The organism is Rathayibacter sp. AY2B3 (assembly GCF_002931755.1).
Classification (GTDB): Bacteria; Actinomycetota; Actinomycetes; order Actinomycetales; family Microbacteriaceae; genus Rathayibacter.
In genome coordinates this window covers 1-18,702 of sequence record NZ_PSUG01000062.1, presented here as the reverse complement: position 1 = coordinate 18,702, position 18,702 = coordinate 1, and the positions used below count along the sequence as shown (strand labels likewise).

The window sequence follows — 18,702 nt, the reverse complement described above, 5'->3', positions numbered from 1 at the left end:
GAGACCCGCGGAATCACTCCCACTCGATGGTGCCGGGGGGCTTGGAGGTCACATCCAGCACCACCCGGTTCACGCCGCTCACCTCATTGGTGATGCGGTTGGAGATGCGGGCGAGGAGGTCGTAGGGCAGGCGGGTCCAGTCGGCGGTCATCGCGTCCTCGGAGGAGACGGGACGCAGGACGATCGGGTGGCCGTAGGTGCGGCCGTCGCCCTGGACGCCGACCGAGCGGACGTCGGCGAGGAGGACGACGGGGCACTGCCAGATCTCGGTGTCGAGGCCGGCGGCGGTGAGCTCGGCGCGGACGATGGCGTCGGCGTCCTGCAGCAGATCGAGCCGCTCCTGGGTGACCTCGCCGACGATGCGGATGCCCAGGCCGGGGCCGGGGAAGGGCTGGCGGCCGACGATGGCCTCGGGGAGGCCGAGCTCGCGGCCGATCGCGCGGACCTCGTCCTTGAAGAGGGTGCGGAGCGGCTCGACGAGCGCGAACTGCAGGTCCTCGGGGAGTCCGCCGACGTTGTGGTGGGACTTGATGTTGGCGGTGCCGGTGCCGCCGCCGGATTCGACGACGTCGGGGTAGAGCGTGCCCTGGACGAGGAAGTCGATCGTCTCGCCCTCGCCCTGCGCTTCGAGCACGAGCGCTTCGGCGGCGGCCTCGAAGGTGCGGATGAACTCGCGGCCGATGATCTTGCGCTTCTGCTCCGGGTCGCTGACGCCGGCGAGCGCGTCGAGGAACTGCTCGCGCGCGTCGACGGTGACCAGGCGGACGCCGGTCGCGGCGACGTAGTCCTCCTCGACCTGGCGGCGCTCGTCCTTGCGGAGGAGTCCGTGGTCGACGAAGACGCAGGTGAGCTGGTCGCCGATGGCGCGGTGCACGATCGCGGCGGCGACGGCGGAGTCGACTCCGCCGGACAGGCCGCAGATGACGCGGCCTGTGCCGACCTGCTCGCGGATCACGGCGACCTGGTCGTCGATCACGTTGGAGGAGTTCCAGTCGGCCGGGATGCCCGCGGCGCGGTGGAGGAAGTTCTCGATCACGGCCTGGCCGTAGGCGGAGTGCTTGACCTCGGGGTGCCACTGCACGCCGTAGAGGCGGCGCTCGTCGTTGCCGAAGGCGGCGACCGGGGTGGAGCTCGTGGAGGCGAGGACCTCGAAGCCCGCGGGCGCCTGAGCGACCGAGTCGCCGTGGCTCATCCACACCGTCTGGTCGGCGGGCTGCTCGCCGAGGAGCACGCCGCCGTCGGTCGAGAGGGCGGCGTCGGTCGCTCCGTACTCGCGCAGCCCCGTGTTGGCGACCTCGCCGCCGAGCGTCTTCGCCATCACCTGGAAGCCGTAGCAGATGCCCAGGACCGGGACGCCGAGGTCGAAGATCGCGGGATCGAGCTGCGGAGCGCCCTCCTCGTACACGCTGGAGGGGCCGCCCGAGAGGATGATGCCGACGGGCGACTTCGCGGCGATCTCGGCGGCCGTGGCGTTCGAGGGCACGATCTCGGAGTAGACGTTCGCCTCGCGGACCCGGCGGGCGATCAGCTGCGCGTACTGCGCGCCGAAGTCGACGACGAGGACGGGCTGCGCGGCCAGGTGCGGCTGGGGAGCGGTGGGCTGCTCGCTAATGGGGGGCCTCCACGGAGTCGGTCGGGGTCTTCGGGTCGGTGCCGGCGGTCCGGCGCTCGAGGTACTGCTCGACCTCGCGGGCGATGCGGGTCTCGACGAAGAAGGAGAGGGTGGGCACCACGCCGCCGAGCGCGATGAGCACGAAGCGCGTGAACGGCCAGCGCATGAGGCTCCACAGGCGGAAGTCGGCGAAGAGGTAGACGACGTAGAACCAGCCGTGCGCGATCAGGATGCCGGTGGACAGGTTCGCCCCGGTGCCGCTGGACTTGAACTCGCCTCCGGGCACCTCGTACATCGGAGCGAAGTGCAGGACGCCCTGCTGGCCGAAGGCGAACAGCTCGAGGTGGAAGACGTACTTGAGCAGCATCTCCGCGCAGAGCAGGAGCAGCATCACGCCGGTGATGATCGAGGTCACCCGGTAGAAGCGCAGTGCGCTCCGGATCGCAGGGAACTGCGCGGGCTTGGGCTCGAGGGGCATGGCGACCAGTTTACGGTGCGGGGGCGGGGGCCTCGGCCCGGTCGCCCAGGTCGGCGCGGGCGCGCTCCTCGGCGTCGAGCGCCTCCTCGGCCTCGCGCTCCCACGCGTCCTTGACGAGGCGGAACCAGAGGTAGAGGGCGAAGCCGGCGAAGACGACCCACTCGATCGCGTAGAAGACGTTGAGCCAGTTCAGCGAGACGTCGCTCACGCGCGCCGGGGAGTCGATGGCCTCGAGGCCGGCGACCGGCTCGTCGGCGACCACGTAGCCCTGGTAGACGTCCTGCGGCGGGTCCGGCCAGCGGTTGATCAGCGCCGGGACGGAGAGCGCGGTGAGGGTCGCGGGATCCAGGCCCTCCGCCGGCGCCTCCGCGGCCTCGTTGGCCACGAGGCGGCCGGTGAAGGAGGAGGGCGCCTGCTCGCTCCCGCTGTTCAGCGCGTCCGCGACGGACTGCGCCTGCGCCTCGTCCTGCGTCCAGCCGTAGGCGAGCACGAGGTCGGCGTCGGCGGTGCGCGTGCGGGCGATGACCCACCAGCCCGGCTGCTCGCCGTTCAGGCGGCCGCCGAGGATCTCGGCCCCGCCCGGCACGAGGACGGACGAGCCGTCCACGCGCTGGCCGTCGGCGGTCGCCGTGATCGAGCGGGAGGGGGTCGCGACCTCGCCGAGCGGGAGCGTCGTCTCCGACACTCCGGAGTCGGGAGCCGCGGCCTCGACCGCGCGGCCGACCTGCCACTGCCCGAGGGCGGCGAAGAGCCCGGCGATCAGGAGCGCGAGCGCCAGCGCGGCGATCCAGCGCGGGCGCCGGGCCACCTGCCCGACCGTGCTCTGCGTCATTCGTCCCTCGTCCGCCGTCGATCCGCGCGGTGTCCCGCGAGCCGGATCGAGCCTAACCCGTGAGTGTGGGAGCTCCGTGGGATCAGTAGTCGGGCTCCCTCGGGCGGCGGGGCCGGGCGTCGTCGGCGCCGTCGGACTGCTGCATCGCCTGGTCGATGAGCGCCTGGCGCATCGGATCGGGGAACTCGTCGTCGAGCTCGTCCGGCTCCGAGGGGCGCCTCGGAGGAGCGGGGGCCTCCTCCGCGGCGACGGCGGGCGCGGCCATCGCCGCCTCCACGAGCGCGAAGTCCTCCTCGTCCATCGCCGTGGCCGCTGCAGGCGCCGGGCGGTGCCTCCGCCGCGAGAGGAACGCGCCGATGCTCTCGGAGCGCGAGGCGAGGATCGGCCCGACGATGGCCATGATCAGCACGTAGAGGCCGGCGAAGGGCTGGATCCGCTCGTCGAGCCCCGCCGAGAGCGAGAGCGTCGCCAGGATGAGCGCGAACTCGCCCCGGTTGTGCAGGATGAACGCCGCGTTCAGGCCGGCGCGCGGTCCGAGCTTGTTGAGCCATGCGACGAACTGCCCCGCGCCGAGGTTGAGGACGATGGTCATCACCGCGGCGATGAGCACCGGCACCACGACGCTCGGGAACGCGCCGGGATCCAGCCCGAGACCGAAGTTGACGAAGAAGAAGGCGCCGAACACGTCGCGCAGCGGGATCGCGATGTGCTCGACCCTCGACCGGAACCGCGTCGCACCGATGACCAGTCCGATCAGGAACGCGCCGATGGCGTCCGTCACTCCGAGGACCTCGCCGATGCCGCCGAACAGGATGGCGAGTCCGAAGAACAGGATCGTGAACAGCTCGTCGTCGCGGGTGCGGAAGAAGCGGGAGACGACCTTCCCGCCCCAGCGGGCGATCGCGAACATCACCACGAGGAACGCGAACGCGATGACGAGCTTGAGCACCACCGGCCACGGCTCCGTCTCCCCCGAGAGCACGACGGACACGATCGCCAGGTACACCGCGATGAAGATGTCCTCGACGACCGTGACGCCCAGGATCATCGGCGTCTCGGGGTTCGCCAGGCGCTTGAGCTCGATCAGCAGCTTGGTGACGATCGCGCTCGAGCTCGTCGCCGTGATGCCCGCGATGATCAGCGCCTCGCGGCTGCCCCAGCCCAGCGCGAAGCCGAAGCCCAGGCCGACGGCCATGTTGACCGCGATGTAGGAGCCTCCGGAGAGGATCAGGCGGCCGGCGTTCCCGAAGAACTCGTCCTGGTCGAACTCCAGGCCGAGGTTGAACAGCAGCAGGATCAGTCCGAAGACCGCGGTCAGCTCGATGTAGCTCGACTCGAAGTCGAGCGGGAAGAGGTGGAAGTTCGGACTAGCGAGGAGCCCGACGACCATGTAGATCGGGATGGCCGGGAGCCCGATCGTCCTCCCCAGCCGGCCGAGGACGTAGGCGACGACGAACAGGACGCCGAGGACGATGAGGTCTTCGCCGTGGTGCATCCTCAGGCTCCGGGCGGGGCGTCGACCGTCTTGGCGAAGCTGCCGGTGCGGAAGAACGCGAACGCCTTGGCGACCTTCTCGGGGCTGCCGGCGACCACGAGGGTGTCGCCGGGGAAGACGCGGAAGTCGGGGGCCGGCGCCGGGTTGGCGGCGTCACCCCGGACCACGGCGACGACGGTCAGCCCGACGATCCCGCGGTCGGCCGGCTTGCCGAGCTGCTGTCCGGCGATGTGGTCGTCGTAGTCGACGGTGAACCAGTCGATCGAGAGGCCCGGGATCTGGTCGAGCGCGGTCAGCGACTCGGTGATCTGCGTGCCGCCGAGCAGCTCGGCGAGCGTGTGCGCCTCGTCGTCGCTCAGGCGGAGGGACACCTTGGCGCCGTCCTGGTCGCCCTCGGCGAACGTGATCAGGTCGCTGTGGCCGGAGCGGTGGGCGATGACGCCGACCTTGCCGCCGTCGGCCGTCAGGAAGGTGTGCAGAACGCCGACACCGGGCAGTTTGACCCTGCGGACCTCGACCATGCGTGCTCCCTCCGCGCCGTGCGGCGCTCCCACTCGGGACTTCCAGCTTAGGCGCGCTGCGGACCCTCCGGCCGAGGGAACCCCGACCCGTCGAGGGAGCCCGCAGTTCCTGGCGGTCTCGACGGTCCGGGGTTCCCTCGCTGTCCACAGGGGGTGGAGGGGAGTTTCCACAGACGGGGAAGGCGGAGGGGAGCAGGGGCGGCGAGGAGGCGAGAGTGGGGGGATGAGTGCGGTGAGGATCTTCCGGGACGAGGCGTGCGGCCGGTCGGACGAGTTCGTGCGGCTGCGCCGCGGAGTGTACGTGCGGGCGGGCGAATGGGCGGAGGCCTCGGTGGACGAGAGGCAGCGGGCGCGGATCGACGCAGTGGCCGCGACCTGGACCGCGCCCTTCTTCCTCCGCGAGTCGGCGGCTGCGGTCTGGGGACTCCCCCTGGTCGAGCCGCTCGCGGAGACCGTCCACGTCGAGGGGGCGACGGACGTGGGCAGCCGGACGCGCAACGGCGTCGCCGAGCACCGGGGCGCGCGTCTGCCCTCGCTCGCGCTGATCGACGGTCTCGCCGTCTCGGACCTCGCGCAGACCGTCTTCGATCCGGCGCGGTTCTCCTCCTTCCGGCGCGCCGTCGTCGCGGCCGACCACGCCCTCCGCCTCGTCGACGAGGGCGGCTCGCCCCTGCTCACGCGTGAGGAGCTCCTGCGCCGGCACGCGGAGCTGCCCCCGGGCTCCCGGGGCCGCACGACGAGCGCCGCCGTGATCGCCTTCGCCGATCCCGCCTCCGAGACTCCGCTCGAGTCGATCAGCCGAGTAGCGGTGCACGTCGGCGGGCTGCCCGCGCTGGTACTCCAGCATCCTGTGCGCGACCAGGACGGGCTCGCCGGGATCGTCGACTTCTTCTTCGAGGAGGCGAGCGTGATCGGCGAAGCGGACGGCGACCACAAGTACACCGACCCGGCGTTCCTCCGGGGGCGCTCGCCTGAGCAGATGCTGCTGGCCGAGAAGCGCCGCGAGGACCGGCTCCGCGCCCGGGTCCGCAGCGTCGTCCGCTGGGGCTGGCGCGAAGCGTACGAGGTCCGCCCCCTGCTCGTCCGGCTGTCCCGCGCAGGCGTCCGACGCGTCGAGGGAACCCCCAACCGTCGAGGAAGCCGGCTGTTCACGGCGGCCTCGACGGTCCGGGGTTCCCTCGGTCGGTGAGCGTCAGCTCGGCTGGTACGGAGCGACGACGACCTCGACCCGCTGGAACTCCTTGAGGTCGGAGTAGCCGGTCGTCGCCATCGAGCGGCGCAGGGCGCCGATGAGGTTCGCCGTGCCGTCGGCGCCGGTGGCCGGGCCGTAGAGGACCTGCTCGAGGGTGCCGACGGTGCCGACCTCGACGCGCCGACCGCGCGGCAGCTGCGGGTGGTGCGCCTCCGCGCCCCAGTGCCAGCCGCCGCCCGGAGCGTCGGTCGCACGGGCCAGCGCCGAGCCGAGCATCACGGCGTCCGCGCCCACGGCGACGGCCTTCACGATGTCGCCGGAGGTGCCGAGGCCGCCGTCCGCGATGACGTGCACATAGCGTCCGCCCGACTCGTCGAGGTAGTCGCGGCGAGCGCCGGCGACATCGGCGACCGCGGTCGCCATCGGAGCCTGGATGCCGAGCGTCGTGCGGGTGGTGGAGGCGGCACCGCCGCCGAACCCGACGAGGACGCCCGCGGCGCCCGTGCGCATGAGGTGCAGCGCCGCGGTGTACGTGGAGGCGCCGCCGACGATGACGGGGACGTCGAGCTCGTAGATGAACTTCTTGAGGTTCAGCGGCTCGGTGTCGCGCGAGACGTGCTCGGCCGAGACGGTCGTGCCGCGGATGACGAACACGTCGACCCCGGCGTCGACGACGGTCTGGTAGAGCTCCGCGGTCCGCTGGGGCGACAGTGCACCGGCGACGGTCACTCCCGCGGCGCGGATCTCGGCCAGGCGCGCGGTCACCAGCTCGGGGCGGATCGGAGCGGAGTAGATCTCCTGCATCCGCTGCGTCGCGGTCTCGGCCGGAAGCCGGCGGATCTCCTCGAGCAGCGGCTCCGGGTCCTCGTACCGCGTCCACAGGCCCTCGAGGTCGAGCACGCCCAGCGCCCCCAGATGCCCGAGCCGGATCGCCGTCGCCGGCGACACCACCGAGTCCATCGGCGCGGCGAGGATCGGCGTCGCGAACTGGTACGCGTCGATCGACCACTTCACCGACACGACCTCGGGGTCGCGCGTCCGGCGGCTCGGGACGACGGCGATGTCGTCGAAGGCGTACGCGCGGCGGGCGCGCTTGGCGCGCCCGATCTCGATCTCCATGAGGCCGAGTTTACTGTGGCTCGCTCCTCGCTCCGCTCGTCACTCGCCCGCAGTCGGCTCGAGCGGGTGGTCACGTTCCGCAGAGCGTCCTCCGTCCGCGCTACGACGATCCGCTGGCACGCGGATCGCCGGTCACCGCCGAGCGGTGTCAGCTGCGGCTCGAACAGGTGGACGCGATCCGCAGAGCGGGCCGCGACCGCGCCACGACGATCCGCTGACACGCGGATCCCCGGTTCGCGCTCCCACCATGCTCCAGAGCCCCGATCGCTCGCCCACGGTCGGCACGAGCGGGTGGTCGCGTTCCGCAGAGCGGGTCGGCTCTGTCGCACGAGCACGTGAACTCCGCACGGCCGCTACGACGATCCACTGGAACGCGGAACGCCGTTCCCGGCTCCGTCGCGCACTCGCGCGGTACGGGCAGTGACCACTCCCTCGCGTCCGCAGAGGCGGAAGCCCTCCCCCGCAGTCGCGGCGGCGCCTCGCGCCGCTCGCGCTGCGCCCCCCGGCTCGCCAGACGGACTACGGTGCTCGTCTCCCGGAGGGAGGCGGCGGATCAGGATCGCGGCCCCTCCGGCGTGGTGGGCGTACGGGCCGCAGGCCCGTCGGGCAGAGGGGCCGCGATCCCGATCCGCCGGCGGCCCCACCAGAAGCCCTCAGCGCCGGTAGTTCGGCGCCTCCACCACCATCTGCACATCGTGAGGGTGCGACTCCTTCAGCCCGGCCGCCGTGATGCGCACGAACTTCCCGCGCTCCTTCAGCTCGGGGATGGTGCGCGCTCCGACGTAGAACATCGACTGGCGCAGTCCGCCGGCGAGCTGGTAGGCCACGTTCGCGAGCGGGCCGCGGTAGGGCACCTGGCCCTCGATGCCCTCGGCGATCAGCTTGTCGTCGGTGGGGACGTCGGACTGGAAGTAGCGGTCCTTCGAGTAAGAGGTCCGCTCGCCGCGGGTCTGCAGGGCGCCGAGGGAGCCCATTCCGCGGTAGGTCTTGAACTGCTTGCCGTTCTGGAACACGAGGTCGCCGGGGCTCTCCTCGCAGCCCGCGAGGAGGGAGCCGAGCATCACGGTGTCGGCGCCGGCGACGAGCGCCTTGGCGATGTCGCCGGAGTACTGGAGGCCGCCGTCGGCGATCACGGGGACGCCGGACTCGCGCGCGGCGAGGGACGCCTCGTAGACCGCGGTGACCTGCGGGACGCCGACGCCGGCGACGACGCGGGTGGTGCAGATCGAGCCGGGGCCGACGCCGACCTTGATCGCGTCGGCGCCCGCGTCGACGAGGGCCTGCGCCCCGGAGCGGGTCGCGACGTTGCCGCCGATGACGTCGACGCCGGCGAACGCCGCATCGGACTTCAGGCGGCGGATGATGTCGAGCACGCCGGCGGAGTCGCCGTTGGCGGTGTCGACGACGATCACGTCGACGCCCGCGTCGAGCAGGGCGGTGGCGCGCTGCCAGGCGTCGCCGAAGAAGCCGATCGCGGCGCCGACCCGCAGGCGGCCCTCGTCGTCCTTCGTGGCGTTCGGGTACTGCTCCGACTTGTCGAAGTCCTTGACCGTGATGAGCCCGGCGAGCTTGCCCTGCGCGTCGACGAGCGGCAGCTTCTCGATCTTGTGCTGCGCGAAGAGGGCGATGACCTCGCTGTCGGGGATGCCGACGCGGCCCGTGATCAGGCCGGTGCTGGTCATCACGTCGCGGACGAGCGTGGTCGCCTTCTCGAACGGCGAGACGAAGCGCATGTCGCGGTTGGTGATGATGCCCACGAGCACGCCGGTGGAGTCGACGACGGGGAGGCCGCTGATCCGGTACTGGCCGCAGAGGTCGTCGACCTGCGCGACGGTGGCGTCCGGGGTGGTCGTGACGGGGTTCGAGACCATTCCCGACTCGCTCCGCTTCACCCGGTCGACCTGGTCGGCCTGGTCGGCGATGGAGAGGTTGCGGTGCAGGACGCCGAGTCCGCCCTGGCGGGCCATCGCGATCGCCATGCGCGCCTCGGTGACGGTGTCCATCGCCGCGGAGAGCAGCGGGGTCGCCACGCTGATGCGCTTGGTGAGGCGGGAGGCCGTGTCGGCCTCGCTCGGGATGACGTCGGTGTGCCCCGGGAGGAGCATGACGTCGTCGTAGGTGAGTCCGAGGAATCCGAAGGGATCCGGCTGGTCCATCAATGCCCCTTAGCAGGTCGAGTGCGGGAGCCCGGAGAGGACGGGAGGAGTCCGCTCACGAGCGCCACGGTTGTTCGATCTTAAGCGCCGCGGGGCCCGCGGTATTCCTCGACGCTGCGGCCGACGGGCCTCGGATGGGCGCTGGAGCGCTCTCCTCTCCCTCATAATGTCGTCACGCGTAAGTGCGGACGGTGAAACACCGCCGACACATGCGGAACGTATGGTCAACCAACGTTGTTTGACGACGGCGATTCGGGCGTGCCCGGAGACCCCATCCGTCTGTGCACCCTGACGAGAGGTAGACGTCTTGCTCACAGCCAGCCGTTCGATGCGCCGCCAGCGCTCGACGACCCTGCATCCGACGGACCGGGAGGCGCCCCGTGGATAGGAGACGCCCGAGGCTCCGAGACCGCCTCCTGGCCCTGGGTCTGCTCGCCGCGACCCTCACCGGGATCGCCGCGGCGGCCCCCGCCGCACTCGCCGCCACCACCGCCGACCAGTCGATCATCGCCTGGGTCCGCGTGCAGGGGACGAACGAGAACCTGACGGGGGTGACCGTCGAGATCGGCGGTGACGCCTCCGCGACCGTGACCACCGGCGAGGACGGCCGGGCCACGTTCCCCCTCGACGCCGCGGGCACCTACACGGTGACCGTCGACGAGGAGTCGCTGCCCGCCGACAAGGGCTACCCCGCCGCGGGTCAGAACCCGAAGCAGGTGAAGATCGTCGCCTCGCAGAATCAGATCGTGAACTTCATCGTCTCGACGGCCAACCCGAAGGGCTCCGGGGCGACCGTCCCGGTCCCGACGGACTCCGCCGCTCCGACGAGCCCCGCGACCGAGGGCACGACCGGCAACGACGCGACGAACCCCGACGGGACGTCCAACGCGGTGAACCAGCCGGTGTCGGCCGACACGTTCTGGATCATCTTCTGGCCGAAGGTCGTCACCGGCCTGATCTTCGGGCTCCTGATCGCCCTCGCGGCGATCGGAGCCTCTCTGATCTACGGCGTGACCGGCCTGAACAACTTCGCTCACGGCGAGCTGGTCACCTTCGGTGCGCTGATGGCGTACCTCTTCTCCGGGGTCTTCGGACTCCCGGCGCTGCTGGCCATCCCGATCGCGGTGATCCTCGGCGGGGCCTTCGGCTTCGTCCAGGACGGGCTGCTCTGGAAGCCGTTGCGGAAGAAGGGCATCCAGCTCATCCCGCTGATGATCGTGACGATCGGCCTCTCGCTGGCCCTGCGCTACGTGTTCGTCTTCTTCTTCGGGGCCGACCGCCTCTCGCTCCCCAACAGCACCGCTCCGTTCTTCACGGTGCCGGAGCTCGGGATCAGCCTGAAGTTCACCGACATCGTCGGCGCCGTCGTCGGCGTCGTCTGCATCGTCGCCGTGGCCTACGTCCTCACGAAGACGAAGATCGGCAAGGCGATGCGGGCGGTCTCGGACAACCGCGCCCTCGCCTCCGCCTCGGGCATCAACGTCGAGCGCGTCATCCGCGTCGTCTGGGTGATGTCGGGCGCTCTCGCCGCACTGGCGGGCGTCTACATCGGCTACTACCAGTCGCTGCGCTGGGACACGGGAGCGTCGATCCTGCTGCTGATCTTCGCGGCGATCACGCTCGGCGGACTCGGCTCCGCCTACGGCGCGCTGGTCGGCTCGCTCATCATCGGACTGATGATGAACATCTCGACGATCTGGATCCCGGAGAACCTCAAGTACGTGGCTCCGCTCGTTCTCATGATCATCATCCTCCTGGTCAGGCCGCAGGGAATCCTGGGCCGCAAGGAACGGATCGGCTAGGACACCATGAACCTCAACTTCATCTGGCTGGCGATCGGGCAGATCGTCGATCCCACTGTCGCCGCGTACGCGCTGGCGACCATCGGCCTGGTCATCCACTTCGGATTCACAGGGCTGCTCAACTTCGGACAGGCCGGCTTCATGGCGGTGGGCGGCTACGCCTTCGCCATCACCTCGGTCAAGTTCGAGTGGCCCGTCTGGGGCTCCTTCCTCGCGACGATCGTCGCGGCGACCGTCTTCGCGCTCATCCTGGGCATCCCGACGCTCCGGCTGCGGGCCGACTACCTCTCGATCGTCACGATCGCGGCGGCGGAGATCATCCGGCTCTCGGTCAAGACCCCCGAGTTCTCGGCGATCACCGGCGGCTCGGAGGGCATCAACGGCGCCGCGAAGGCGTTCAACGACCTCAACCCGCTCCCCGAGGGCCGCTGGGGCATCGGCGTGCTCACCTACAGCCAGGACCAGTGGTGGGTGCGGATCGTCGGCTGGGGCCTCGTGCTCCTGGCCTGCCTCCTGGTGTTCCTCCTGATGCGCAGCCCCTGGGGCCGCGTCATCAAGGGCATCCGCGAGGACGAGGACGCCGTGCGCTCGCTCGGCAAGAACGTCTTCTCGTACAAGATCCAGGCGCTCATCCTGGGCGGCGTGCTCGGAGGCCTCGCAGGAGCGCTGTTCATCCTCCCCCGCTCGCTCCAGCCCGACAACTACGGCACCCAGCTCACGTTCTTCCTCTACACGATCATGCTGCTGGGCGGCGCTGCGACGGTCTTCGGACCCGTCGTCGGCTCGATCATCTTCTGGGTCGTCCTCGGTCTGACCGACGGACTGCTCACGCTCGGGATCGACACCGGGGTCCTCAACAACGACCTCATCCGCCTCACCACCGTGCAGACCGGACCCATCCGGTTCATCGTGGTGGGGGTAGCCCTCATGCTCCTGGTGATCTTCAGACCCCAGGGGATCTTCGGCAAGAAGAAGGATCTGCACTTTGCCTAAGACGCCGGTCTCGGACATCACCGAGGAAGCAATCGTCCCCGGGGTCAGGAAGAAGGACCCCATCGTCGTCGCCGACAACGTCAGCCGCCGCTTCGGCGGACTGACCGCTGTCGACGTCGAGCACCTCGAGATCCCCCGCGGATCCATCACTGCCCTGATCGGCCCGAACGGGGCCGGCAAGACCACGTTCTTCAACCTGCTGACGGGCTTCGACAAGCCCAACACCGGCAAGTGGAACTTCAAGGGCAAGAACCTCGCCAACGTCCCGGCCTACCGGGTGTCGCGGATGGGCATGGTGCGCACGTTCCAGCTCACCAAGGCGCTCGGCGGCATGACGGTGCTCGAGAACATGCTGCTCGGCGCGAAGGGGCAGAAGGGCGAGAACATCTTCACCTCGCTCATCCGCCCGCTGTGGTCGAAGGAGGAGGACTCGATCGAGCAGCGCGCGATCCGCCTGCTCGAGAAGTTCAAGCTGGACACCAAGCGGGACGACTACGCGTCGAGCCTGTCGGGCGGCCAGAAGAAGCTGCTCGAGATGGCGCGGGCGCTGATGTCGGAGCCCGAGCTCGTCATGCTCGACGAGCCGATGGCCGGCGTGAATCCGGCGCTGACGCAGTCGCTCCTGGGCCACATCGTGAATCTGAAGGACGAGGGCATGACCGTGCTCTTCGTCGAGCACGACATGCACATGGTCAACACGATCGCCGACTGGGTGATCGTGATGGCCGAGGGCAAGGTCGTCGCCGAGGGCCCGCCCTCGACTGTGATGAACGACCCGGCCGTCATCGACGCGTACCTGGGCGCTCACCACGACACCGACCTGGGCACGATCGAGGGCCAGCTCGAGATCGCCGAGGAGATGGACTCCGACCTCGTCCGCGAGGACGTGGAGCTGCAGGCGGAGCAGGCCGGCATCCCGACGCCCGGCCACGACGCTCCGGCCGCCGCTCCGGCCTCCGCGCCGACGAGCGTCGCCCCGACGACCGACGCCCCGGCCGTCGAATTCGAGAAGGACGAGAGATGACCGCCGACACGACGACTCCGAACACCCTCGAGACGCACGACCTGCACGCGGGATACGTGCCGGGGGTCAACATCCTCAACGGCTCCAACGTCTACGTGAAGCGCGGCGAGCTCGTCGGGATCATCGGCCCGAACGGCGCCGGCAAGTCGACGCTGCTGAAGGCGATGTTCGGCCTGGTCAACATCCGCCAGGGCACCGTCGTGCTGAACGGCGAGGACATCACCGGCCTCAAGGCCGACAAGCTGGTGTCCAAGGGCGTGGGCTTCGTGCCGCAGAACAACAACGTCTTCCCGTCGCTCACCATCGAGGAGAACCTCGAGATGGGCATGTACCAGAAGCCGAAGCTGTACAAGGAGCGGCTCGAGTTCGTCACGGAGCTCTTCCCGGAGCTCAGCAAGCGGCTCAAGCAGCGCTCGGGGTCGCTCTCGGGCGGTGAGCGCCAGATGGTGGCGATGTCGCGGGCTCTGATGATGGATCCGTCGATGCTGCTGCTCGACGAGCCCAGCGCCGGCCTGTCGCCGATGCGGCAGGACGAGACCTTCGTCAACGTGCAGAGGATCAACCGCGCGGGTGTCTCGATCATGATCGTCGAGCAGAACGCGCGGCGGGCGCTGCAGATCTGCGACCGCGGCTACGTCCTCGACCAGGGCCGCGACGCCTACGAGGGCGCGGGCCGGGAGCTGATGAACGACCCCAAGGTCATCGAGCTCTACCTGGGCACGCTCGCGACGACCAACGAGGTCACCACGAGCACCCCGACCGTCGGCGGCTGACTCCGCCGCGAAGGGCCCGTCGTCTCCGGACGGCGGGCCCTTCGTCGTTCCCGGGGGGGGGGCGGAGCGGGCGCGAGCGGCTCGGAGGGCCGGCGCGGCCCCACGGGGAGGTCGAACGGCCCCGGACGGAGGCCGGTTCGGCCCGGAGAGTCGGAGGGGCCGGCCCGGGGAGGCGGGCGGTCCGGTGCCCGGAGACGCGGCCGCACGGAGTGCCCGCGGGAGGGTCGGTCGGGCCGCTTCCCGGCCGCGGACAGGCCTCCAGCGGTCTCTCCGTGGCACGCGGCGCACCCCGGGACGTCAGCGGGACGGCGGGTCGGCGACCTCGCCTCCTGTCCGCGGAACGAGGGCACGACAGCGAGAGTCTCTCCGCACCCGCGACCCCCACGAGGGGGACAGGAAATCGCCCCTCCTGCCGTAGTTTTGGGGACACGGGACAGCCCTGCAGGGGCACGTCCCGGTCCCCTCTCCCCCGGTAGGGACCGCGATCGGCCGCCGATCTCCTCCCCTCCCCGCAGCGCCTCGAGCGCCGCGTCGTCCGCCTCGAAGGAGCCGACCATGAAGAGCTACACCCCCGCCCCTGTGGAACTCGGAGCCGGCTTCGGCACAGGTGCGATCGGCGACTACGAGCGCTGGCGCGTCGTCGGCGTCTACGCCCAGGTCGTCATCGCCGAGACCACGGGAGGCAAGCGCCGCAACTACAGCCGCTCCTTCGTCACGTACCGTCTCGCGCAGGAGGCGGAGCTGCTCCGCGCCTCCTAGGCTCTCCGCTGCACACGGAGCGCGCGTCCTCCCTCGGAGGGCGCGCGCTTCTGCGTTCCCGCTCGACGTCGTCGCTCCCGCCCGCGGTCCGTCACGGCGCTCCTCGAGGCCGAGAGAGGCGCTCGGAGGCGCCCACTGCCCGCCGGGGCTCCTCCTCCCCTGGAGTGGCCGCCTCGACGCCGCGTGAGGCCCTGGACGCCGCGGAGCCGTTCGTCCGCGCCCGGACAGCGGTCGCCTCCGCGACGGCCGCCCCGCCTCCCTGCGCCCGTCCGCGCGACCGGTGCGTCTCCGCCTCTGCGCTCCGGGAACGGCGGAGGGGCCCGGTCCGAAGACCGAGCCCCTCAGGGATGCGGCAGGAGCCGCGTCACCGCGTCGTCAGTTCAGCGAACCCTCGACGGTCTCCTCGAAGGAGGTGGTGTTGCCCGTGCCGTACTTGTAGATCGAGACCGAGGCCTCGCTGGTGTCGCCGTTCTCGTCGAACGAGATCGGGCCGGAGAGGCCGTCGTAGTCGACGTCCTCGCCGTCGGCGATGAGCTTCGCGCAGTCGGCGAAGGTCGTGCACTTGGTGCCGCCCTCGGAGACCGACATGAGGTTGTCGCGGATGGTCGCGCCGTCCGTCGCCTTGCCCTGGAGCGCGGCGAGAGCGGTCAGGACCGTGGCGTCGTACGACTCCGGCGCGTAGCTGAACACGGTCAGCGCGTCGTTGCCCTGCGACTCGACGAGCGACTGCAGCTTGCTCTGGAAGTCCTCGGACGCCTGGACGCCGGGGTTGGTGAACTGCGCGCCGGCGATGTCGACGTTGGTGTCGGACTCGCCGATGACGCCGTAGTTGCCGTCCGTGCCGTAGAGCTTCGAGAAGTCGAAGCCCTTCGCCGAGAGCTGCTCCGCGATGGTCTTGATCTCGTCGAACGAGATGACGACCAGCGCGTCGGGGTTCGGGGCGAGGACCGAGGTCAGCGCCGAGTTGAAGTCGGTCGAGGCCGGCTCGAAGATCTCCTCGGCCGCGACGGATGCTCCGCCCGCCTCGAGGGTCTCCTTGATGTTCTTCTCGAGGCCGGTGCCGTACGCGTCGTTCATGTACAGGATCGAGACGTTGGTCTTGCCGTCGCCGAGGATCTTGTTGCCGAGGATGCGGCCCTGGAGCACGTCCGAGGGAGCGGTGCGCCAGTAGTAGCCGTCGTCGTCGTAGGTCGTGAAGTCCGGCGAGGTGTTGGCCGGCGAGATCTGGACGACGCCCGCCTGGGTCACCTGGTCGATGAAGGTCTTCGAGACGCCCGAGGACGCCGCGCCGATGATGGCGGAGACGTTGTCGGCGATGAGGGACGTGGCCGACTGCGTCGCGATGTCGGTCGTGGTGTCGCCCGAGTCCTTCTGCTCCACGTCGATCGTGATGCCGGCCTTGGCGTCGTTGATGTCGACGACCGCCTGGTCGACGCCCGCGATCTCGGGCGGGCCGAGGACGGCGAGGGTGCCGGTCTGGGGGAGGATCGTGCCGATCTTCAGGGACAGGTCGCCCGAGCCGCTGTCGCCGCCCGATCCGCTGTCGCCGCCGCCGGCGCAGCCGGCGAGGACGAGAGCGCTGGCGCCCAGAATGGCGACGCCGCCGAGGGTTGCCCGGAGGGACCGCGCGCGGGCCGAGCCGGCCTTCGCGTAAACGCCCATGTTGCTCCTTGAGAGGTGTGTGTCAGTGGGAGCGGCGCCGGTGGCAACCGCTCGGCCAACCTAACCTTCGAAGCAGCCGTGAACAATACAGGGGTGTTACCAATACGTTTCGCGACCGGATCGTTACCATTCCGCCGTCGCACCGCGTCAGGACGACGCGTTCCGCAGATCAGACGGAGGAACGGCGCCGTCTGCGCTCCGCGGCGACGAGGTCGCCTGAGAAGATCGCCAGGGCGGCCCACACCAGCGCGAAGCCGATCCAGCGCTCGAGCGGCATCTCCTCGTGCAGGACGAAGGCCCCGACGAGGAACTGCAGGAACGGCGTCAGGTACTGCACGAAGCCGACGATCGAGAGCGGGAGGCGCCGGGCGGCGCCCGCGAACAGGAGCAGCGGGACGGCCGTGACGATGCCGGCCGAGGCGAGGATCAGGGCGTGTCCCGTCCCCTCCGTCGTCAGGGTCAGACCCACCGTGGAGCCCACGACCGCCAGCTGCACGACGGCGAGCGGCGTCAGCCAGAGCGTCTCGAGCGTCAGCCCGCCGACCGCGTCCACAGTGCCTCCGACGCGGCTCTTCACCAGGCCGTAGAGGCCGAACGAGAAGGCGAGGGCGAGCGAGATCCACGGGAAGGATCCGTAGCCCACCGCGATGACCAGCACCGCGACCGCGCTGACGCCCATCGCGGCCCACTGCAGGGGCCGCAGGCGCTCGCGCAGCACCAGGACACCCAGCAGCACCGTGACCAGCGGATTCATGAAGTAGCCCAGAGCCGCCTCGATGACGTGGCCCGTGGTCGTGGCGATCACGTAGACCTGCCAGTTGACGTAGATGAGCACGCCCGCGATCGCCATCACGCCGAGCAGGCGGGGGCGGCGCAGCAGCGCGCCGAAGGAGCGCCAGCCGCGGAGGACCGTGAGCAGGATCACGCAGAACACGAGCGAGAAGAGCACCCGGAAGGCGACGATCTCGAACGGCGAGGCCGGCGCCATCGCGATGAAGTAGAGGGGCATCGCGCCCCAGAGCAGGTAGGCCGAGAACGCGAACAGCAGCCCCGTGCCGGACATCCCGCCCGGGCGTCCGGAGGCGCCGAGAGCCTCCACTCCTTCGCCGAGGGGCACGTCCGAGGGGGACGGCGAGACGGACTCGGCGGGGGTGCGGGAGCTGGTCACTCCCCCGATGCTACGCAGGCGCGGGGCGGGGGGACGGTCCTGTACCGGGCGGATCAGGCCACTGGTCGCGAGGAGGACCGGGAACGACGGAAGGGCCCGCCGACCGAGGTCGACGGGCCCTTCCGAGGGATGCTGCCTAGCGGACGACGACCGCGAGGACGTCGCGAGCGGAGAGGACCAGCAGGTCCTCGCCACCGAACTTGACCTCGGTTCCGCCGTACTTGGAGTAGATCACCTTGTCGCCGACGGCGACGTCGAGCGGCACGCGGTTGCCGTTGTCGTCGATGCGACCGGGTCCGACGGCGACGACCTCGCCCTCCTGCGGCTTCTCCTTGGCGGTATCGGGGATGACGAGACCGGAAGCGGTCACCTGCTCCGCCTCGACCTGCTTGATGACGATGCGATCTTCGAGCGGCTTGATGGACACCGACACGGTTGACCTCTTTCTTGACGACGATGTGGGCGGAACGCGGTTCTGGCACACACGCTCCGAGAGTGCTAGATCCATCGTAGGGGCTCCGCTGGCACTCGTGCAATCAGAGTGCCAAGCGGGGCGGCGGACCCGCCGGGAGGCCGTGGCCTACCATGGCCGGATGCGACGCGACGAGCTGGTCGAGCTCCTCTCCCCCGAGGGCCTCCGGCTCCTCGACTCCCTCGACGGCTACCGGTCGGACGATCTGGTCCGGGCCGTGGCACGCCTCCGGGCGGCCGGCCACTCCCCCGTCCTCGTCGCCGCGGTGCTGACCCAGGCGAGGCTCCGGCAGAAGGCGGAGGCGAAGTTCGGCGAGTTCGCCCGCTCGATGCTCTTCACGGACGCGGGACTCGAGCAGGCGACGCGATTGCGCGTCGCCGCACTGCACGCCGGCCGGTTCGCCGCCGCGGGAGCGGCGCGCGTCGCCGACCTCGGCAGCGGTATCGGGGGCGACGCCCTCGCCCTGGCCGCGATCGACCTGGCGGTCACCGCCGTCGAGGCCGACGAGGTCACCGCGACCCTGGCCAGCTTCAACCTCGCCCCGTTCCCCGCGGCGAGCGCCGTGCACTCGACGGCCGAGGCCTTCGACCTCGACGGCTTCGACGCCGTCTACCTCGACCCCGCGCGCCGCACGGCCGGCCACC

General features: G+C 70.5%; 16 protein-coding genes and 1 pseudogene. 7 read left to right on the top strand and 10 right to left on the bottom strand.

Translation table 11 applies throughout. The features are described from left to right. Window positions 1-13: 13 nt before the first annotated feature. The 5 genes from guaA to C5C24_RS16100 form a co-directional block, all read right to left on the bottom strand. Window positions 14-1,579 (bottom strand): glutamine-hydrolyzing GMP synthase, encoded by a 1,566-nt coding sequence (gene guaA, locus C5C24_RS16120; RefSeq protein ID WP_104281633.1) that lies wholly within the window; start codon window positions 1,577-1,579, stop codon window positions 14-16. Window positions 1,580-1,607: 28 nt separating this feature from the next. Then, window positions 1,608-2,090, bottom strand: a complete 483-nt coding sequence (locus tag C5C24_RS16115; protein ID WP_104274234.1) for a DUF3817 domain-containing protein — start codon at window positions 2,088-2,090, stop codon at window positions 1,608-1,610. Window positions 2,091-2,100: 10 nt separating this feature from the next. Next, the gene (locus C5C24_RS16110; protein ID WP_104305443.1) at window positions 2,101-2,922 is read right to left on the bottom strand and encodes an SURF1 family cytochrome oxidase biogenesis protein; all 822 of its coding nucleotides are present in this window, start codon (window positions 2,920-2,922) and stop codon (window positions 2,101-2,103) included. 82 nt (window positions 2,923-3,004) lie between these two features. Further along, a complete protein-coding gene (locus tag C5C24_RS16105) occupies window positions 3,005-4,417 on the bottom strand; it encodes a cation:proton antiporter (protein WP_104305442.1) in 1,413 nt (470 codons plus the stop codon). Window positions 4,418-4,419: 2 nt separating this feature from the next. Then, complete coding sequence (locus tag C5C24_RS16100; RefSeq protein WP_068256939.1) at window positions 4,420-4,938, bottom strand: cation:proton antiporter regulatory subunit; 519 nt, start codon at window positions 4,936-4,938, stop codon at window positions 4,420-4,422. A gap of 223 nt (window positions 4,939-5,161) precedes the next feature. Here C5C24_RS16100 and C5C24_RS16095 point away from each other — a divergent pair, with 223 nt between their 5' ends. Then, window positions 5,162-6,127, top strand: coding sequence for a hypothetical protein (locus C5C24_RS16095; RefSeq protein ID WP_104305441.1), 966 nt, complete (start codon window positions 5,162-5,164; stop codon window positions 6,125-6,127). 3 nt (window positions 6,128-6,130) lie between these two features. On the opposite strand, the gene C5C24_RS16090 is transcribed toward C5C24_RS16095, so the two are convergent. Together C5C24_RS16090 and guaB are read right to left on the bottom strand one after the other, a co-directional pair. Then, window positions 6,131-7,249, bottom strand: a complete 1,119-nt coding sequence (locus C5C24_RS16090; protein ID WP_104224734.1) for a GuaB3 family IMP dehydrogenase-related protein — start codon at window positions 7,247-7,249, stop codon at window positions 6,131-6,133. 653 nt (window positions 7,250-7,902) lie between these two features. After that, a complete protein-coding gene (gene guaB / locus C5C24_RS16085) occupies window positions 7,903-9,405 on the bottom strand; it encodes an IMP dehydrogenase (RefSeq protein WP_104276917.1) in 1,503 nt (500 codons plus the stop codon). Between the two features lie 380 nt (window positions 9,406-9,785). Here guaB and C5C24_RS16080 point away from each other — a divergent pair, with 380 nt between their 5' ends. The 5 genes from C5C24_RS16080 to C5C24_RS16060 all read left to right on the top strand — a co-directional run bounded on the left by C5C24_RS16080 (window position 9,786) and on the right by C5C24_RS16060 (window position 14,756). Continuing rightward, window positions 9,786-11,207 (top strand): branched-chain amino acid ABC transporter permease, encoded by a 1,422-nt coding sequence (locus C5C24_RS16080; RefSeq protein WP_104224732.1) that lies wholly within the window; start codon window positions 9,786-9,788, stop codon window positions 11,205-11,207. Between the two features lie 6 nt (window positions 11,208-11,213). Further along, window positions 11,214-12,200 (top strand): branched-chain amino acid ABC transporter permease, encoded by a 987-nt coding sequence (locus C5C24_RS16075; protein ID WP_104224731.1) that lies wholly within the window; start codon window positions 11,214-11,216, stop codon window positions 12,198-12,200. Beyond that, the gene (locus C5C24_RS16070; protein WP_104281629.1) at window positions 12,193-13,224 is read left to right on the top strand and encodes an ABC transporter ATP-binding protein; all 1,032 of its coding nucleotides are present in this window, start codon (window positions 12,193-12,195) and stop codon (window positions 13,222-13,224) included. The genes C5C24_RS16075 and C5C24_RS16070 overlap by 8 nt, the downstream gene beginning before the upstream one ends. After that, window positions 13,221-13,997, top strand: coding sequence for an ABC transporter ATP-binding protein (locus C5C24_RS16065; RefSeq protein WP_104276915.1), 777 nt, complete (start codon window positions 13,221-13,223; stop codon window positions 13,995-13,997). Before C5C24_RS16070 ends, C5C24_RS16065 begins: the two co-directional genes overlap by 4 nt. Window positions 13,998-14,552: 555 nt before the next feature. Next, window positions 14,553-14,756 carry a hypothetical protein gene (locus C5C24_RS16060; RefSeq protein WP_104234164.1) on the top strand — a complete coding sequence of 68 codons (204 nt, stop codon included), beginning with the start codon at window positions 14,553-14,555 and terminating at the stop codon, window positions 14,754-14,756. Between the two features lie 375 nt (window positions 14,757-15,131). Here C5C24_RS16060 and C5C24_RS16055 read toward each other — a convergent pair whose 3' ends face one another. From C5C24_RS16055 to groES, 3 genes are all read right to left on the bottom strand, one after another. After that, entirely contained in the window at window positions 15,132-16,418 is a 1,287-nt protein-coding gene (locus C5C24_RS16055) for an ABC transporter substrate-binding protein (RefSeq protein WP_104276914.1), read from the bottom strand. A gap of 169 nt (window positions 16,419-16,587) precedes the next feature. Continuing rightward, window positions 16,588-17,481: an EamA family transporter RarD gene (gene rarD, locus C5C24_RS16050; protein ID WP_104224726.1), complete on the bottom strand. Its 894-nt coding sequence runs from the start codon at window positions 17,479-17,481 to the stop codon at window positions 16,588-16,590. Between the two features lie 241 nt (window positions 17,482-17,722). Further along, window positions 17,723-18,019, bottom strand: coding sequence for a co-chaperone GroES (gene groES / locus C5C24_RS16045; RefSeq protein WP_097167691.1), 297 nt, complete (start codon window positions 18,017-18,019; stop codon window positions 17,723-17,725). Window positions 18,020-18,179: 160 nt separating this feature from the next. Here groES and C5C24_RS16040 point away from each other — a divergent pair. Continuing rightward, window positions 18,180-18,702, top strand: a pseudogene (locus C5C24_RS16040) (SAM-dependent methyltransferase); the annotation flags it as partial.

Bases quoted from the DNA above. Each gene is read 5' to 3' on its own strand.
- C5C24_RS16115 (WP_104274234.1), bottom strand. From the start codon at position 2,090: ATGCCCCTCGAGCCCAAGCCCGCGCAGTTCCCTGCGATCCGGAGCGCA.
- C5C24_RS16060 (WP_104234164.1), top strand. From the start codon at position 14,553: ATGAAGAGCTACACCCCCGCCCCTGTGGAACTCGGAGCCGGCTTCGGC.
- C5C24_RS16100 (WP_068256939.1), bottom strand. From the start codon at position 4,938: ATGGTCGAGGTCCGCAGGGTCAAACTGCCCGGTGTCGGCGTTCTGCAC.
- C5C24_RS16095 (WP_104305441.1), top strand. From the start codon at position 5,162: ATGAGTGCGGTGAGGATCTTCCGGGACGAGGCGTGCGGCCGGTCGGAC.
- guaB (WP_104276917.1), bottom strand. From the start codon at position 9,405: ATGGACCAGCCGGATCCCTTCGGATTCCTCGGACTCACCTACGACGAC.
- rarD (WP_104224726.1), bottom strand. From the start codon at position 17,481: ATGTCCGGCACGGGGCTGCTGTTCGCGTTCTCGGCCTACCTGCTCTGG.
- C5C24_RS16090 (WP_104224734.1), bottom strand. From the start codon at position 7,249: ATGGAGATCGAGATCGGGCGCGCCAAGCGCGCCCGCCGCGCGTACGCC.
- C5C24_RS16110 (WP_104305443.1), bottom strand. From the start codon at position 2,922: ATGACGCAGAGCACGGTCGGGCAGGTGGCCCGGCGCCCGCGCTGGATC.
- C5C24_RS16065 (WP_104276915.1), top strand. From the start codon at position 13,221: ATGACCGCCGACACGACGACTCCGAACACCCTCGAGACGCACGACCTG.
- C5C24_RS16055 (WP_104276914.1), bottom strand. From the start codon at position 16,418: ATGGGCGTTTACGCGAAGGCCGGCTCGGCCCGCGCGCGGTCCCTCCGG.
- C5C24_RS16105 (WP_104305442.1), bottom strand. From the start codon at position 4,417: ATGCACCACGGCGAAGACCTCATCGTCCTCGGCGTCCTGTTCGTCGTC.
- C5C24_RS16075 (WP_104224731.1), top strand. From the start codon at position 11,214: ATGAACCTCAACTTCATCTGGCTGGCGATCGGGCAGATCGTCGATCCC.